At 28.6% G+C, this 16,194-nt stretch carries 13 protein-coding genes; 2 read left to right on the top strand and 11 right to left on the bottom strand.

What is annotated here, in order from left to right; genetic code table 11:
* The first annotated feature begins 124 nt into the window (after nt 1-124).
* Together L6653_RS06655 and L6653_RS06650 are read left to right on the top strand one after the other, a co-directional pair.
* The gene (locus L6653_RS06655; protein ID WP_236786101.1) at nt 125-943 is read left to right on the top strand and encodes a MurR/RpiR family transcriptional regulator; all 819 of its coding nucleotides are present in this window, start codon (nt 125-127) and stop codon (nt 941-943) included.
* Nucleotides 933-1,952, top strand: coding sequence for a DmpA family aminopeptidase (locus L6653_RS06650; protein ID WP_236786100.1), 1,020 nt, complete (start codon nt 933-935; stop codon nt 1,950-1,952). The genes L6653_RS06655 and L6653_RS06650 overlap by 11 nt, the downstream gene beginning before the upstream one ends.
* Nucleotides 1,953-2,009: 57 nt before the next feature.
* Here the strand turns inward: L6653_RS06650 and L6653_RS06645 are convergent, their stop codons facing one another.
* From L6653_RS06645 to ilvA, 11 genes are all read right to left on the bottom strand, one after another.
* Nucleotides 2,010-3,230, bottom strand: coding sequence for an erythromycin esterase family protein (locus tag L6653_RS06645; RefSeq protein ID WP_236786098.1), 1,221 nt, complete (start codon nt 3,228-3,230; stop codon nt 2,010-2,012).
* 2 nt (nt 3,231-3,232) lie between these two features.
* Nucleotides 3,233-5,245: an ABC transporter permease gene (locus tag L6653_RS06640; RefSeq protein WP_236786096.1), complete on the bottom strand. Its 2,013-nt coding sequence runs from the start codon at nt 5,243-5,245 to the stop codon at nt 3,233-3,235.
* A complete protein-coding gene (locus tag L6653_RS06635) occupies nt 5,223-5,996 on the bottom strand; it encodes an ABC transporter ATP-binding protein (RefSeq protein WP_236786094.1) in 774 nt (257 codons plus the stop codon). The genes L6653_RS06640 and L6653_RS06635 overlap by 23 nt, the downstream gene beginning before the upstream one ends.
* 497 nt (nt 5,997-6,493) lie before the next feature.
* Nucleotides 6,494-7,195 (bottom strand): sensor histidine kinase, encoded by a 702-nt coding sequence (locus L6653_RS06630; protein WP_236786092.1) that lies wholly within the window; start codon nt 7,193-7,195, stop codon nt 6,494-6,496.
* Between the two features lie 239 nt (nt 7,196-7,434).
* Complete coding sequence (locus tag L6653_RS06625; RefSeq protein WP_236786090.1) at nt 7,435-8,103, bottom strand: response regulator transcription factor; 669 nt, start codon at nt 8,101-8,103, stop codon at nt 7,435-7,437.
* Between the two features lie 261 nt (nt 8,104-8,364).
* Entirely contained in the window at nt 8,365-9,246 is an 882-nt protein-coding gene (locus tag L6653_RS06620; RefSeq protein WP_236786088.1) for a GTP-binding protein, read from the bottom strand.
* Nucleotides 9,247-10,323 carry an NAD(P)-dependent alcohol dehydrogenase gene (locus L6653_RS06615; protein WP_236786086.1) on the bottom strand — a complete coding sequence of 359 codons (1,077 nt, stop codon included), beginning with the start codon at nt 10,321-10,323 and terminating at the stop codon, nt 9,247-9,249.
* A gap of 446 nt (nt 10,324-10,769) precedes the next feature.
* Entirely contained in the window at nt 10,770-12,062 is a 1,293-nt protein-coding gene (locus L6653_RS06610; RefSeq protein WP_236786085.1) for an NAD(P)H-dependent oxidoreductase, read from the bottom strand.
* Nucleotides 12,055-13,257, bottom strand: a complete 1,203-nt coding sequence (locus L6653_RS06605; RefSeq protein WP_236786083.1) for an aminoacetone oxidase family FAD-binding enzyme — start codon at nt 13,255-13,257, stop codon at nt 12,055-12,057. Before L6653_RS06605 ends, L6653_RS06610 begins: the two co-directional genes overlap by 8 nt.
* A complete protein-coding gene (locus L6653_RS06600; protein ID WP_236786081.1) occupies nt 13,254-14,684 on the bottom strand; it encodes a UDP-N-acetylmuramoyl-L-alanyl-D-glutamate--2,6-diaminopimelate ligase in 1,431 nt (476 codons plus the stop codon). The genes L6653_RS06605 and L6653_RS06600 overlap by 4 nt, the downstream gene beginning before the upstream one ends.
* Nucleotides 14,685-15,869 (bottom strand): threonine ammonia-lyase, encoded by a 1,185-nt coding sequence (gene ilvA / locus L6653_RS06595; protein ID WP_236786079.1) that lies wholly within the window; start codon nt 15,867-15,869, stop codon nt 14,685-14,687.
* Between the last annotated feature and the right edge of the window lie 325 nt (nt 15,870-16,194).

The raw sequence follows: 16,194 nt of genomic DNA, 5'->3' as shown, positions 1-16,194 counted from the left end.
GTTTTAAAAAATAAATCTAGTATTTATTTTATTTTTTTATAAATATTTGAAATAATTTTATTTTTTAAAGTTTTTACTATATTTTATTTGTGCTATAATGAACTTAGTTTATGGAGGTGTGATTTTGGAACTTTTGGATTTATTAAATAAAATTAAAGATGATGACAATTATACGCAAAAACAAAAATCACTTGCCAAATATATAATTGACAACCATATTAGAATTTGCTTTCTTAGTTTAGCTACAATTTGTGAGGAATGTGGTTGTACTGAGGTCACTTTTTTAAATTTTTGTAAAAAAATCGGCTTTGATGGCTTTACTGATTTTAAAAATACTTTTATTAAATACATAGAAGAAAATGCTAAAAAGATATCTTATAAAACCAAAGATTATAATAATTCTGTTTTGGAAGAAGAATTTTATAATAATATATTAGAATCGGAAGCTAGTTACTTAAATAATTTGTACAATTCAATAAAAGTTGACGAGATTATTTCTATTTCAAAAAATATTATATCAAGTAGGTATATAATTATTTTTGGCCACGATTGGTCCTACAATATGGGAAAATTTTTAAATGAAAGGTTAAGATCTTTAAATTTATCTTCAATTTTGGTAAATCTTAATGACCTTATTCATACTGATTATATTATTAAGTCAATCGATAAAAATGATTATCCAATATTTTTTAGTTTTCCTAAATATTTTTGTGGAAGTCAAGAAATTGGGGAAGGCTTATCTAAAAAATCTGATAATTTTTTACTTATTACAGATTCAAAAAATAGTCCAGCTGCAAAATATACAAATAATAAAATAATTTGTGAAACTCACAGCGATATATTTAACAATTCTTGGGTAAGCCCCCTATCCTTTGTAAATATAATAAGCAGCATGATTGCAGTAATATTAAAATCTAAAAAGGAGAAAAATAATGGGAATTGAGAAAAAAATTGGGCGTCTTAAAAAAGGAAAATTAAATTTAATTACAGATGTTAAAGGTATAAAGATCGGTCATAAAACTTTAGCAAATGGCAATATTCAAACAGGTGTAACTGCTATAATTCCTACAGAAAATAATATTTTTAAGGAAAAATTTCTTTGTGCCTCTTATGTAATAAATGGTTTTGGTAAAAGCGTAGGCTTAGTTCAAATAGATGAACTAGGTACTTTAGAAACACCGATAATATTAACTAATACACTAAGTGTTGGAACAGCTCTTACAGCCCTTGTAAAATATATGCTAAAAAATAACCCTGAAATTGGAGAAAGCACAGGAACTGTAAATCCTCTAGTTTTGGAATGCAATGACATGAGGTTAAATGATATAAGAGCCTTAAATATTAAAGAAGAAGATATTTTTGACGCTATAAAAGATGCCGATTCAATCTTTGAAGAAGGAGCTGTTGGCGCTGGAAGAGGGATGAAATGTTATGAATTAAAAGGTGGTATTGGTTCTTCATCTAGAGTTTTTGAAATTGATGGAAAAGAATACACACTTGGATCTTTGGTAATGACTAACCACGGAAAATATAATGAATTAGTTATTGACGGAGAATATTTTTCAGATAAATATCCTCATAAGGTTTTAAATGAAAAAGACAAGGGATCTGTAATAACCATTCTTGCAACTGACGCTCCTTTAAGTTCAAGACAACTTAAAAGACTTGCCAAAAGAGCTGTCGCAGGCCTTTGTAGAAATGGTTCCTATATTTCAAATGGCAGTGGTGAAATTGTAATAGCCTTCTCAACTGCTAATATAATTAAACACGACTCAAAGGAAATTTTAAATTTAAAATCTATAAGTGATGATGCAATTGACCTTTTATTTACAGCAGTTGGAGATAGCGTATGTGAATCAGTTTTGTCCTCTTTGTATCACGCAGAGACTGTAGTTGGCAAAAATGGTTTTACTGTTTATTCTATAAAGGATGTAATTAAGAAAAATTCATAAGATAAAAATAAAAAATTGCCTAGAAAAATTTATTTCTAGGCAATTTTTATACTAAATTTAATTTTCTATAATTTTAATCGGATGTGTTTCATATACAAAAATCATTGCATCAAAAATTTCTTTTGGAGAATTTTCTATTCTATATGAATATGGGATAAATTTCATTATCGGAGTATAGCCTTCGCCTAATGAGCCCATTTTTATTTTTGAATCTAAGAGATTTTTGCTATCTCCGTCTTCTACTTTTGAAAAATCTAAATAATAGGAATTGTTATAATTTTTTGCCGCGTATGCAAAAGGATCTGCTGATATAAATTTTTGTATTGTCCTTTGATTTTTTTGCATAGTTTTTATATTTACCTTTGTTTTATAAAAATCTGTTCCTATTGGAAAATATGATTTTTTATATTTTTCACTTAGATTTTCTCCCATATTTTTATACATTGATTCTTTTTTTCCAATATGACCATTGTGACCTGCTATCATTATTCTTGAATTTTTTTCATAATCTTTTATCCAAGAAATATTTTCTGCCATTTTTTTATCTCTATATTCACTTGATTTTACATAATCATCAACCATTTTATAATATGGAAAACTTGATAGAATATTTTCTATAAGTCTTTTTTCTTTGGTATTTTTATCAAGTTTTTCATTTAATTTTTTTAAATTTTCTTCCAATATTTTCATCTTTGGATCTTTTATTGAAATTTTGTCTTCTTCTAGAATTTCTAGACTTTTTATATCAAAATCAATATTTTCTTTTTTTACAAAATCTTTTACAAGTTTTACGGATTTTTCTGGATTTTGCATATCAAAACCGTAAAAGGAAATTTTTTGGTCGTGATTTTGGTTGTATTTTTTTATCCAATTTATTAGATCATTCATCTCATTTGTATGATAGATTGGAAAGGAGAAAATTTTTGATGGATTTTTTTGAAATTTTCCTGATTTTACATAAGAATCTATCTCCATTCCTTCTGAAAAATCACATTCCAAGGCAAAGGCTCTAACATTTGCATCTTTTACTAATTTTTTTAATAGGTCTAATTTTAATTCCTGAAATTCTTTGTTTCCATGTGTAGCCTCGCCAAGACCGATAATTTCTACTTGGTCATCGATTTTTATATCTTCTATTTTTCGAGCATATTTTCCCAAATCTGAGATTTCTTTTTTGGCTTTAAATTCCGGAATTTTTGTCCACAAAAATATAAGCAAAAATCCTAATACTGAAATTGAAATTATTATATATAGAAGAATTTTAAATATTTTTTTCATTTTTACTCCTTATTTAATTTTCCCATCTCAAAATATATTGGAAGAGTTATTCTAAATATCATTATATAAATTAATGAGAAAATTATTATACAAATCGCCTCTATTTCTATAAATTTTCTAAGCTCAAGCATGGCAAACATTTGAATCATGCCAAAGGCAAGTTTTGATGCGATTAGAATATGGATTATTGAAATTATTAAAGGACCAAAAAACGTGAAATGGTTTTGTTTTTTAACTGATTTTTTTATTTCTTTATTACTCATTCCAACTTTTTGTAGAATCTTTATATTTCTTCCATCTTCAAGACCTTCTGCAGCTTGTTTGTAATAAATTACAATTATGGTTGAGATTAAAAATACTAGGGCTAAAATAAGAACAACAATGTAGGCTCCTGTGTGGATTTTGTCAAATTCCATCCTATTTTCTATTGAATTTTTTACAAAGATTTTATCCTCGAATTCTTTTTTATTTGCTAGATTTTTATTTAAAATATTTCCTATTTCATCAATATTTTTTTGATTTTTTTCTTTTAAGTCAAAATATATTCCCGACACACTTGGGAAAGTCTTAATATTTTCACCATCAGATATTTTTTTTGAAAATTTATCAAAATCATCTACAACTAGGACAATATTATGAAAAAGACTTGTTGTAGGATCCATCAAGACATAGGATGTATTTTTTGCATTTTCTTTTACTTTCAAATTTTGATTTTCTATAGAAATTTCATCGTATTTTTTTGCTTTTGAATCAAAGACTATAGCTTCATCCTTTTTAAGAGAAATATTTGTCTTATTTGCTTTATTAAATGATTTTATATCTGTTATGGATATAATTTTTGTTTTATCATCCATTATTGTTTTTCTTAAATCATCATCTTCTAGTATAGAAAATTTTCCAGGTGATTTTTCACTAACTACAAGACCTTTTCTTTTAAATTCTCCAAGATTTTTTATTTTTTCTTTTCCTATATTTTTTTCAAGTAAATTTTTTGTATATTTTTCACTTTTCTTATCATTTTCTTGGTATTGGATCAAAAAATCACTTGGAGCAATCCTATCTAATAGATCATTTTTCCCAACAAACATGGCACTCATAACAACAAAACTCAAAAGAAAAAGTGAAGAAATAATGGTAATTGATGAAAGTGCCATGGCAGATTCCTTGCTTCTTTTGATAAGTTCTCCTATAAAGGTCATATTTGTGCCCTTATAATAAATTTTTTTATTTTTTCTAAAAAGTTTTAAAATCCAAATCACAAGAGACCTAAAGAAAAAATATGTTCCAATTATTACTGCTATACTTGCTGGTAAAAATTTTGGAAGAGCTTGAAATATTCCCCCATCAATTGAAAGGGCTGTGTAATACCCATAGCCAATTAAAATTATGGCTAAAATCATAGAAATTACATTCGCTTTTGGTTCACTTTCTCCTTTTTGGGAAAGTTTTGAAAGCTCAATTGGATTTGTTTTTCTAATTGAATTTAAACTTATCAAAGTTATTAAAATAAAGATTATTCCAAAAACAAGAAGTCCTAAAGCTAACTTAGAAAAATTTACAGAAAGTTTGATTTGAGTTTGAATTTTTAAAATTCTTGCCACTAAATTTATAAAAAGAGGTCCCAAAAGAATTGTAAAAAATGTTCCAATTATCAAAATTAAAATTCCAAGAATTAAATTTTCTATAATCAAAATTTTTCTCAAAGATTTTTTGTCCATGCCAAGTCCATACAAAAGTCCCAATTCCTTATAGCGATTTTTGACAATGGTTTTTGCCATATAAACTAGAAAAATCAGAGAAAAAATAGCCACAATCCATGAACCCATTTCCAAAAGAGTTTTTATAATTTCGCTTCCCCTAGTTTCAAGAATGAATTTTTCACTTTTTAAATCTATTAAAAGATTAAAAATAAAAAGCATAAAACTTGATGCCAAAATGTATGGAAAATACAAAAATTTATTATTTTTTATTCCCCTTGTAGCCATTTTAAAATTAAGCTTGTTCAAATCCCTCACCTCCAGATAAAATCATCATTTGAGATTTAACCAATTTTTCATACATTTGGTCATTGGTCCTATCTCCCTTATAAAGGTCATAGAAAATTTTCCCATCTTTTATAAATAAAACCCTAGAGGCCCTTGCAGCAGCCATAGTCGAATGAGTTACCATTAAAATTGTTTGCCCATTTTTGTTTATATTTTCAAAAATATTTAAAAGCTCCATTGATGAATTTGAATCCAAAGCTCCTGTTGGCTCATCAGCAAGTAAAATTTTTGGATTTGTAATAAGAGATCTTGCAACGGCAACTCTTTGTTTTTGTCCTCCAGAAATTTGATAGGGAAATTTGTCCAAAAGATTAGAAATTTTCAATGCCTTTGCAATAGGAGCTAATTTTTCTTCCATAATTTTGTATTTTTCATTTGATAAAACCAAAGGCAAAAATATATTGTCCCTGTTATTTAAAGATGATAAAAGCGAAAAATCTTGGTAAACAAAACCCAATTTTTCCCTCCTAAATATCGCCCTCTCCTTGTCACTTTTATTTTTTGTATTTTCATTAGATAAAATCACATCTCCAGAAGTTTGTTTATCCAAAGTTGCAATCAAGTTTAGAAGTGTAGATTTCCCAGACCCACTCTCGCCCATTATGGCAACAAATTCTCCTTCTTCAACCTCAAAATTAATATCTTTTAAGGCAACAACCTCTGTATTTTTATCTTCACTATTATAAACTTTTCTTAAATTTTTAACTTCTAATATATTCATAACTTCCTCCTAAGTTTATATTACAAAAAATAAAAGAAAAAATCCCTAATCTAAACTTACAATTTTTCGTTTAAACTTACATTTTGTAAGATTAAAAAAATCGGCAAATGCCGATTTAGAGCGTAGACAAAGTTAGTTTAATTATTTATTAAAATTTTAAAAATAAAATTATGCTAGAACCCATCTCGACTAGATTATTGTGCCTTGATTTGGCACAATAATCCCTAAAACTAAGTGCAGATTTATAACCGTTGATTTCGGTTATAAATCCTGAAAACTAGTGCGAAAGCACGGAAAAAATTTGCAAAGCAAATGAGTTTTCATAAGCACAAAAAAGTTTGCGAAGCAAACGAGTTTTAGTGTAAGTGAAACGAACGCATGGAGAAATCTCTTGAGATCTCTCGACTGCGCTCGAGATGGGTTGTATCTCAATTTAATTTTTAAATAATTAATAAATTCAAAACTGATTTATATTGATTTGAATTATAGAACCCCAATTAATTTTCAATAATATCAGATTTTTTCAAATTTAATGAAAATATAGTTCCATTTTTTTCTTTAGAATCAATTTTATAAGCATATCCAAGTTTTTTTAATATATCATTTACCAAAAAAAGTCCTATGCCTGTTGAATTAGCATCTCTTTTATCACTATCTCCACTAAAACCAAATTTATTAATATTTTTCAAATCACTAGCTTTTATACCAATTCCAGAATCTTCAATTTTTAAGATAGAATCAATGTAGGAAATTTTGATAAAGCCCCTATCTGTGTATTTTATAGAATTAAACAAAACCTGCTCAAGGACAAGTCCCAACCATTTTGGATCTGAAACTATATTTTCATCTTCTATATCAAGAATTAATTTTAAGTTTTTATGGATAAAAAAACTCCTATATCTTTTTACAATATCTTTAATAAGCTTTTCAATAGAAAAAGATTTAAAAGAATAATCCAGACTGTCCTGACCCAATTTTATAAAGGACAAAATTGATGCAATATAATCATCAATTCTTATTAGCTCTCTTTTTATATCATAATTTTCTTCCCTTTCACTAATCAAAGAAATACTTGAAAGGGGAGTTTTTATTTGATGAGCCCAAATTGTCAAAAGATTTTCCAAATCATTTTGCCTTAATTTGCTTGATATCTTAAGTTCTTCTATTTCTTTTTCCTTTCTTTGAAAAATTTCTTTCAAATGTTTTTCATAAATATTTTTCTCAAAATAAGAAAAGGAATTTTTTTCTAAACATTTTTTTACCTTAAAAAACCTAAAAATTCCTATAGATAAAATTATAAAAAATAAAATTATAAGACAGTAGAAAAACACCCTAAAATCTATAGAAAAAGCAAAAGAGAAAAGAAAGGATAGGGAGGAAAAAATTAAAAATGATAAAATATATGCCCTATTAATGCTAAAAAACAATTTCAAATTTTTCATTTTATAAAATATCCCACTCCTTTTTTTGTTTGAATAAAATCATCTAAACCCAGATTTTTTAATTTTTTCCTAAGCCTGTTGATGTTTACAGTCAAAGTATTATCATCAATAAAAGAATCTGTCGCCCACAGTTTATCCATTATAGCCTCTCTTGAAATAATTTTTTGAGGATTTTCCATAAGAATTTCCAAAATCAAAAATTCATTTTTAGAAAGATTTATTTCTTTATCATTAATTTTTAAAATCATCTTATCTTTAATCAAAGAAATATTTTTATAAGAAAGGTCTAAATTTTTCCCAGAAAAATCATAAGTTCTTCTAAGAAGGGCCTTGATTTTCATATTTAAAACCTGCATAGAAAAAGGCTTTGCAATAAAATCATCCGCCCCATAATTTATGGCATTAATTAAATTTATATCATCAGCCGCACTTGTTAGAAAAATTATAGGAAGATTTGAAATTTTCCTAATTTTCTCACACCAATAAAATCCATTTTCAAAAGGAAGTTTCAAATCCATCAAAACAAGCTTGTAATTTCTTTTTTTAAATTCATCCAAAATATTAGAAAAATCATCTGGAACAAAACACTTATATCCCAAAAGCTCAAGCTGAAAACAAAGCTCCTCACAAATTTTTTTATCATCCTCAACAATAAATATATCCATAATAACTCCTTAAAATTATTATAATAGATTTTTTAGTTTTTGAAAATTTTCACAAAAAAAGAAGCCCTTAAGTTTCTCAGTTTGTAGACAATATCAGTTTAGTAATTCAAAAAATAAAATTACGCTAAAACCCATCTCGACTAAGTGAGTGAAACGAACGCATGGAGAGATCTCATGAGATTTCTCCGCTCGTTGCACTCGGTCGAAATGGGAAATTTTTTACTTTGTCAACAGTCTGAGAAGCCTTTGGGCTTCTTTTAATTATTTTTTAAAAAGTATATCAAAAGATTTTTCTTCTAGATTTTCCCCAATAAATATCAAAGAATTTGTAAAAGATTCTCCTTCGTATTTTTCTACTGAAAATTTATTATCGACAACATCTACCTTGACTTTTTTATCTTCCACATTTACAAGACCCTTGGCTCTGATTAATTTTCCAAACCTATTTTGACAAACTGCATTGAAATTTGTTCCAAGTTCATTAAAATCTTTGAAAACTACATTTTCATATGCCAAATTATCAAGGTGTAAATGTTTATAGTCCCCTCTTATTAGAGATTCCTTATCATATTCCCCAATAAGAGAGTCCCATTCTTTCTTATCAAAATCATTGTAATGAGTGGTAAAAACTTTTGCTTTTGTTAAGTTTTCAAGTTTTTTTACTTCTTTTTCGATTTTTTCTGTACTTATATTTTCAGTTTTTGATAATAGTATATAGGATGAATTTTGGATTTGATCTAGGAAAAGCTCTTTATATTCTCCCATAATCTTATCGATACTATAGTAGTCAACTATGGCTATTGGTTTTAAAATTTTAATTTTTTCATATTCAATTGGACTAATATTTTCAATTATTTTAGAAAGATAGCCCAAACCTGTTGGCTCTATTATCAAATATTCTGGATTTATTGTATTTTCTATGCTCATAACTGTCGTTGCAAAATCTTTTTGTTTTGAACAACAAATGCAGCCTTCTTCCAAGGACAAAATTTCTTTTCCAGTATTTTTTAATAAATCCTTATCTACATTTGCCTTGGCATAATCATTTTCTAAAATTACTGCATCATCCAATTTTTTTGACAATTTTTCTATAAAGGTTGTTTTTCCACTTCCCAAAAATCCTGATACTATTATTATTTTCATCTAATCTTCCATTAAATCTTCTGCTACTATTACTACTGGTTTAATTAAATCTTTTGGTTTATCTTTCATCAAGTATAAAGCTTCTTCAACTTTTTCAAATCCGTTAAATTTATGGGTAACAAGTTTTGAAAGATCTAATTTTCCACAAGAAACAAGTTTAGCTAGTTTTTCCATTCTGAGTCTTCCACCTGGTGTTAGGCCTCCGTTAATTGCCTTGTGGCCCATTCCAACTCCCCATTCAACTCTAGGAATTTTAATATAATCTCCACCATCAAGGTAGTTTACATTACCAATTTTTGCACCTGGTTTCATAGCCTTGATTGCTTCTTCAAATGTATCAACTGTTCCACCAGCAATTATAACTCTATCAACTCCCTTACCATTTGTAAGTTCTAGAACTTGTTCAGAAATTGATCCGTCTTTGTAGGAAATTATATCTGTTGCTCCATAAAATTTAGCAGCTTCTACACAGTTTGGACGAGTTCCTACTGCATAAATTCTACTTGCTCCTCTTAGGTTAGCTCCTGCAACTGACATCAAACCAACTGGTCCAATTCCAATTACCAAAACTTCATCACCAAATTGAACGTCTGCTTGTTCAACTCCGTGGAATCCTGTTGTAACCATGTCTGATAACATTGGAGCCAAAACTGGATCTACTCCTTCAGGAATTAAAGCAAGGTTAGCATCAGCATCATTTACATGGAAAACTTCACCAAATACACCGTCTTTAAAGTTTGAAAATTTCCATCCAGCAAGCATTCCGCCTGAATGCATTGGAAATCCTGCTTGACTTTCAAGAGATGACCAATCTGGAGTAATAGCTGGAACTAAAACCCTATCACCAGGTTTAAAATCTTTAACTAATTCTCCAACTTTTACAATTTCTCCTGCAGCTTCATGGCCTAAAATCATATTGTGTCTATCTCCGATAGCTCCTTCCCAAACTGTGTGAATATCTGAACTACATGGAGCTAAAGCTATTGGTTTAACAAGAGCATCTAATGGTCCCATTTCTGGTTCCGGTTTTTCAATCCAACCTGTCTTACCAATTCCTAACATCGCAAACCCTTTCATAGAGTCCTCCTTATTTTTTATTTTTTTAAAAATTTTTGTTTTACTACGCTTTAATTTTAATTTATATCTCAATAATTGTCAATACTTTATCATTTTGTTTTCATGTTTTAAATTCCGATGAAAACCATAACTTCAAACTAATGTTGATTAGTAAAATAAGAAAATTTAAATTTTTCAAAATAAATTTTTATTTTGAAATTTCTAATTATTTTTGAAATTTTTTAAAAATTTACAAATAAAAAAAGACAAAAAATAAGACTGCATTTGCAGCCTCATATTTTTGTCAAAATAGATTTTGTAATTCATTAACTATTTTAAAATAAAATTACGCTACAACCCATCTCGAGCCTAGTCGAGAGATCTCTTGAGATTTCTCGGCTCTTGCACTAGGTTGAAATAGGGAAAATTTTTTCATCAAAATTCTTAGAATATTTTTCAGACTTATTTTACAATTTCATTGAATTTTGTCTTCTTCTTAATTTTGTTATTGTTGCTTCTTCATCAAGTTCTATCATTGATAAATCTATTATTGTATCTTTTGGAATATCTACTATTGCTTTTGTTTTTTCTGTGATTAGGGCTATTGGAAGTAGGTCTTCTCTTATTGATCTTGTGTGATCTGTTAATTTTCCAAATACCTTATCTGATCCTATTCCATCAAGATATTCGCCTTTTTTGATATCTCTTTTTGCAACTGAAACTGTATCTGCAACTTGACCGTGTAGTGGAGCTATTGTTGGCTCATTTTCTATTACTGCATTGTAAATTGTAATTGGTGTTTCAAGACTTGTTAGGTGGTATGGTCTATTTAATAAATAATTTGGTCCATCTCCAAAGCCTAAAAATTTCATCAAATCTCTTACTTCTTTTTTATCACTTGTTACTATTAAAAATACTCCTGGTGCCATTCCTGGTGAAAATTCTACTGTTTTATATGATGATAAAACTCCACCGTCTTCTTTTAATTTAAAATCTTCTACGGCTGTTTCTGGGCTTGTAGGAATTCCGTGACATCCAAAAGTATCTGGCAAAAATCCTAGACAGTTGCAAACTGAATTTAATTCTATCATGGTGTTTGTTCCATCAACAAAACTTGTTAGCATTCTTGGTGAAAGTCCTTTTTCTTTTGCACTTTCTTTTAAAATCTCTGCATTCGCATAATTGTCTAATGGATTATTTTTTCCTTTTGCTGCAACTAAAATTTCAAGCCCAATTCCATAGGCAAAATCGCAAAGCTCAATTATTGAACCTGGCTCATCTCCTGCAATTCCTGTATAAACTACTCCAGCTTTTTTTGCCATATCGTAAAGAATTGGTCCAACTGCTGCGTCACATTCTACATTCAAGGTTATAAAATGTTTATGATATTGAATTGATTTTGATGCAATTTCCGCTCCAAATGGTGGATTTCCTGTTGCATCTATTACGGCTGTGATTTGTAAAAGTTTATATGCAAGTCTATAATTTGAGCTTATTACAACAAAGCCCTTGTTCAAAGCTTCATAGGCCTCGTCATAGGAATCTGTATTAATAATTTTATCTTCGGAAATTCCTGATTCTATTAGAGCTGTTTTTGCTTTACTCATTGTATGCTCAACTACTAAGCCAACTTCGATTGCATCTATATCTCCCAATTGGTTAATTAAGCTTGCTCCCATTTTTCCACAACCAATTATTGCCAAAGAAATTCTTTCTCCGTTGTGTTTTAATTCTTTTAGCTTTCTATTTATCTTAAACATTTAATCTCCTTATATCCTCTGAGGCAGTTTTTGCTGATGAGAAGGCCCATTGAATATTATATCCTCCACAATCTCCAGCCACATCCATAACCTCACCTATAAAATAACAATCTTTAATTTTTAAAGATTTCATGGTTTTTTTGTCAATTTCCTCGCAAGATACTCCTCCCAAAGTAACTTGGGCATTGTTCTTGTCGTTTATGTCTATTATATCAAAAGAAAGATTTTTCAAAATATTTACAAGTTTTTCCAAATCCTTTCTTTTTATATTTTTTTGACCAGGATTTATTTTAACCCTTTTAAGTATATCAATTATGAGTTTTTTATCTAAATTTCCAATCAATAATTCTTCAATACTTCTTTGAGGAAATCTTTTTGATTTTTCTTCTAATTTCATTAAAAGTCCATCTTTTTTATACTCTGGATAAAAGTCAATGTCAAGATTAACTTTTTTACCATCTTTTAAGGCAAGAGAAATCAAATTCGAAAGATCCAAAATCGCAGTTCCGGTAAGGCCATAAGTTTGAAAAATCACATCATCAGTTGATGATTTTATATATTTCCCATCTACTTTTAAACTCGCCTTAGCATTAACCTTAACTCCCTTGGACTTTTTTGATAGGGGATTTTTAGCTTTAAAATTTGTAATCCCAAAGGTCATTTCTTCAATTTTTGTATATTTTTCTAAAATTTTAAAAATTGACCCATCTGAACCAGAATTTTTTAAAGTCATCCCTCCTGATCCAATAACAAGAATGTCATATTTGTATTTATTTTTTTCTGTTATGATTAATTTTTTGTCAAAATCTATATCCAAAACTTTTTGGTCAAAAATAAATTTTGCATTTTCATTTGCCTTCATCATGAGAGCATCTTTTACAGTCTGTGAGCTCATAGTTTTTGGATAGCATCTTCCAGATGGTAAATTTGTCCACTCTATTCCCAAATATTCAAAATATTTTATCAAATCTTTATTTGAAAATTTATCCAAGGAATAATTTACAAAATCTTTTTTATTTGAATAAAAATTATCATAGGAAAGCTTTAAATTTGTAAAATTACACCTGCCATTTCCTGTTGCAAGGAGTTTTCTTCCACTGTCTTTGTTTGAATCTAAAACTGTTATATTTTTCTTATCTAAAAAAGAGCAGAAGGCAAGCGAGCTTACCCCTGCTCCTATTACAAAAATTTTCATAGCTCTTCTAGAACTTCCCTTATGGTTTCTTTTTCGCTGTAGTAGGTTTTTTTGTTTCCCTTTAATTTTATGAATTTTTCTTCGCCTTTTCCAAGCATGAGAACAAAGTCTCCTTCTTTAGCATGACTTATAGCATATTTTATGGCTTCTTTTCGATTTTCAATAATAGTATATTTTCCATTATTTTCTTCTACACCTTCTCTTATATTATTTGAAATATTTTCGAAAGTATCAAATTTTGGATCGTCTGTTGTTATTACTGAAAAAACACCATATTTAGCAGAAATTTTTCCTACTTCTTTTCTGATATCATAAGTCCTATCTCCAGTAATTCCATAAACTGCAAATATATTTTTATCTTTTGGTAGGTCCTTATAAATATTTTCAAAAGCCTTTGGTGTATGGGCAAAATCTACTACTATATTTATTCCAAGGTCATTTTCTATAAATTCAAACCTTGATTTTACTCCCTTAAAATCTTCCAAGGCTTTAGAAATTTCTTCCAATTCAAAACCAAGGTCATTTGCAATTGCTATTGCACAAAGAGAGTTATAAATATCATAGAATCCAAATCTTTTTAGGTGAAATTTAACACCATTTACAGAAAATTCAAGACCCAAATCAATTCTTTTTATATTTTCAGCCCTATATGCTGAATCTTCATTTATAGAAATTGTAATGGCGTCTTTGAAAATTTCTTTAGCTTTTTTCCCATAATCATCATCTAAATTTACAACTTGTTTTTGGGAATTTTTTAATAGGATCATCTTAGCAGCAAAATAATTATCCATAGTCTTATGAAAATCCATATGTTCCATAGAAAGATTTGTAAATACGCCGTATTCATAAGCTATTCCATAATTTCTTTTCAAGCACAAACCATGTGATGAGGTTTCCATAACTACATTTTTGATATTTTCTTTTTTTGCTTCTAGCAAAATATTATTTAAATCAGTAATTTCTGGAGTTGTATGCTCTGTTGGCATGGTTTTGTTTATTAAATTTGCACCATCTGTTCCGATATTTGCACATGATGATCCCAATTTATTCAAGACAAAAGCAATCATATTTGCTGTTGTTGTTTTTCCATTTGTTCCAGTAACTCCAATCATAGTCATAGACTTTGATGGGTAATTTGAAATCAAATTTGAAATTTGAGCAAGGGCTAGTCTTTCATCTTCTACTTTTATGTAGTTTATTTTATCTACAAATTCTATATCATCTTTTGTATATACAATTGTATTCGCCCCGTTTTCGATTGCCGAATTTATATATTTATTACCATCAAGCTCGTATCCTTTGATAGCTACAAATATATAATCTTTTTTGATTTGCCTTGAGTCTGAAGAAATTCCTACAATTTCTCTATCATTTTGAATATTTTTGGAAATGTAGGTGATTTCTTTTAGTATCTTTTCTATTTTCATTTAATGAACATTGTATCCTTTCTCAGTAAGTAAATCTTTAATCTTCCTGATATGGTCTTTTCCGTTTGTTTCAAGGGTTATTTCAACTTGGATATTTTTATATCTGCTAGTTGCAGCAAGGCTATCGTGAAGTACTTCAACAATATTTGCCTTTGTGTAAGCTATCACATCAAGAAGATCTCTAAGTTTTCCAGGTGCATTTTGAAGCTCTACTGTAAATCTTGCAATTCTTCCATCTTCATAAAGTCCCTTGTGGATTAGTTGAGAAATAAATGACATATCAATATTTCCACCACTGATTACACAAACTACATTTTTATTTTTGCAACCAAGTTTTTTACTTGCAGCAAGACTCAATGCTCCTGAAGGCTCTGCTACTAGTTTATGTTTTTCCATCAAAGTAGTCAAGGCTACCATGATTTCTTCTTCAGTTACAGAAATATATTCATCAACATTTTCCTTGCAAATTTCGTAAGTAATATCTCCAACTCTTGCAACAGCAGTTCCATCTGCAATTGTATCAGCAGAATCCAAAGTTATTGGACCACCGTTTTCCATAGCAGCTTGCATTGAAGCAGCGTTTGCTGGTTCTACTCCAACAATTTTAATATCTGGTTTTATTTCTTTTGCACATTTTGCAATACCAGAAACAAGCCCACCGCCTCCGATTGGAACTAAAATATAATCAGCATCTTCTAATTTTTCCAAAATTTCAAGAGCTATTGTTCCTTGTCCTTCAATTACATCTTCGTCATCGTATGGAGGAATGAAAGTATAGCCTTTTTCTTTGGCAAGTTTTTGAGCGTATGTATTTGTTTCATCAAAAGTTTGTCCGTGAAGGTCAACTTCTGCTCCATATTTTAAAGTTCCATCAACTTTAATCATTGGAGTTGTTTCAGGCATGCAAACAATTGCCTTTATGCCTTGGTGGTTTGCAGAAAATGCTACACCTTGGGCGTGGTTTCCTGCAGATGCGGTTACGATTCCAACGGATTTTGATTCTTCATCCATTTTTGAAATCTTGTTATAAGCTCCCCTCAATTTAAAAGAACCAGTTTTTTGTAAATTTTCTGGTTTTATGTACACATTGTTTTTTGATAAATCTGAGAAAATTTCAGAATAAAATAAATGTGTTGGGTTAATAGCTTCGTCTACTCTTTTTTTTGCACTTTTAAAATCAAACATAAAATGCCTCCTTTTGCTTAAATTATATCACAAGCAAAATAAAATAAGAATGTTTTTCTATAAAATAAATCGAAAATTTTGACAAATAAAATCAATATTGAATTTTCAAGTTTGGTCTTACTTATTTTTTATATATTTCTAATCTTTTTATAGAAAAAATATTAAAAAACGTTTTTATTCGTTTTTAAAAAAAATTATTTTCTAATATTTTAAAAATAAAATTTTGTTGAAAGTACTTTCATCATTTTATGATTTTTATTAGATTTTTTTGAAAGAAAGTTCATTTTTTTGCTTATATTGAAAACATTTTTTTCTTCTTATATAA

The sequence above is a fragment of the Anaerococcus ihuae genome, assembly GCF_928368155.1.
In the GTDB taxonomy this organism is placed as follows: Bacteria; Bacillota; Clostridia; order Tissierellales; family Peptoniphilaceae; genus Anaerococcus; species Anaerococcus ihuae.
This window is presented reverse-complemented; position numbering and strand designations above follow the sequence as displayed.

What these genes read in the sequence shown, in the direction of transcription:
- L6653_RS06645 (WP_236786098.1), bottom strand. Translation starts at nt 3,230, where the DNA reads ATGAAAAAAATATTTAAAATTCTTCTATATATAATAATTTCAATTTCA.
- L6653_RS06635 (WP_236786094.1), bottom strand. Translation starts at nt 5,996, where the DNA reads ATGAATATATTAGAAGTTAAAAATTTAAGAAAAGTTTATAATAGTGAA.
- L6653_RS06600 (WP_236786081.1), bottom strand. Translation starts at nt 14,684, where the DNA reads ATGAAAATAGAAAAGATACTAAAAGAAATCACCTACATTTCCAAAAAT.
- L6653_RS06625 (WP_236786090.1), bottom strand. Translation starts at nt 8,103, where the DNA reads ATGGATATATTTATTGTTGAGGATGATAAAAAAATTTGTGAGGAGCTT.
- L6653_RS06605 (WP_236786083.1), bottom strand. Translation starts at nt 13,257, where the DNA reads ATGAAAATTTTTGTAATAGGAGCAGGGGTAAGCTCGCTTGCCTTCTGC.
- ilvA (WP_236786079.1), bottom strand. Translation starts at nt 15,869, where the DNA reads ATGTTTGATTTTAAAAGTGCAAAAAAAAGAGTAGACGAAGCTATTAAC.
- L6653_RS06615 (WP_236786086.1), bottom strand. Translation starts at nt 10,323, where the DNA reads ATGAAAGGGTTTGCGATGTTAGGAATTGGTAAGACAGGTTGGATTGAA.
- L6653_RS06620 (WP_236786088.1), bottom strand. Translation starts at nt 9,246, where the DNA reads ATGAAAATAATAATAGTATCAGGATTTTTGGGAAGTGGAAAAACAACC.
- L6653_RS06650 (WP_236786100.1), top strand. Translation starts at nt 933, where the DNA reads ATGGGAATTGAGAAAAAAATTGGGCGTCTTAAAAAAGGAAAATTAAAT.
- L6653_RS06610 (WP_236786085.1), bottom strand. Translation starts at nt 12,062, where the DNA reads ATGTTTAAGATAAATAGAAAGCTAAAAGAATTAAAACACAACGGAGAA.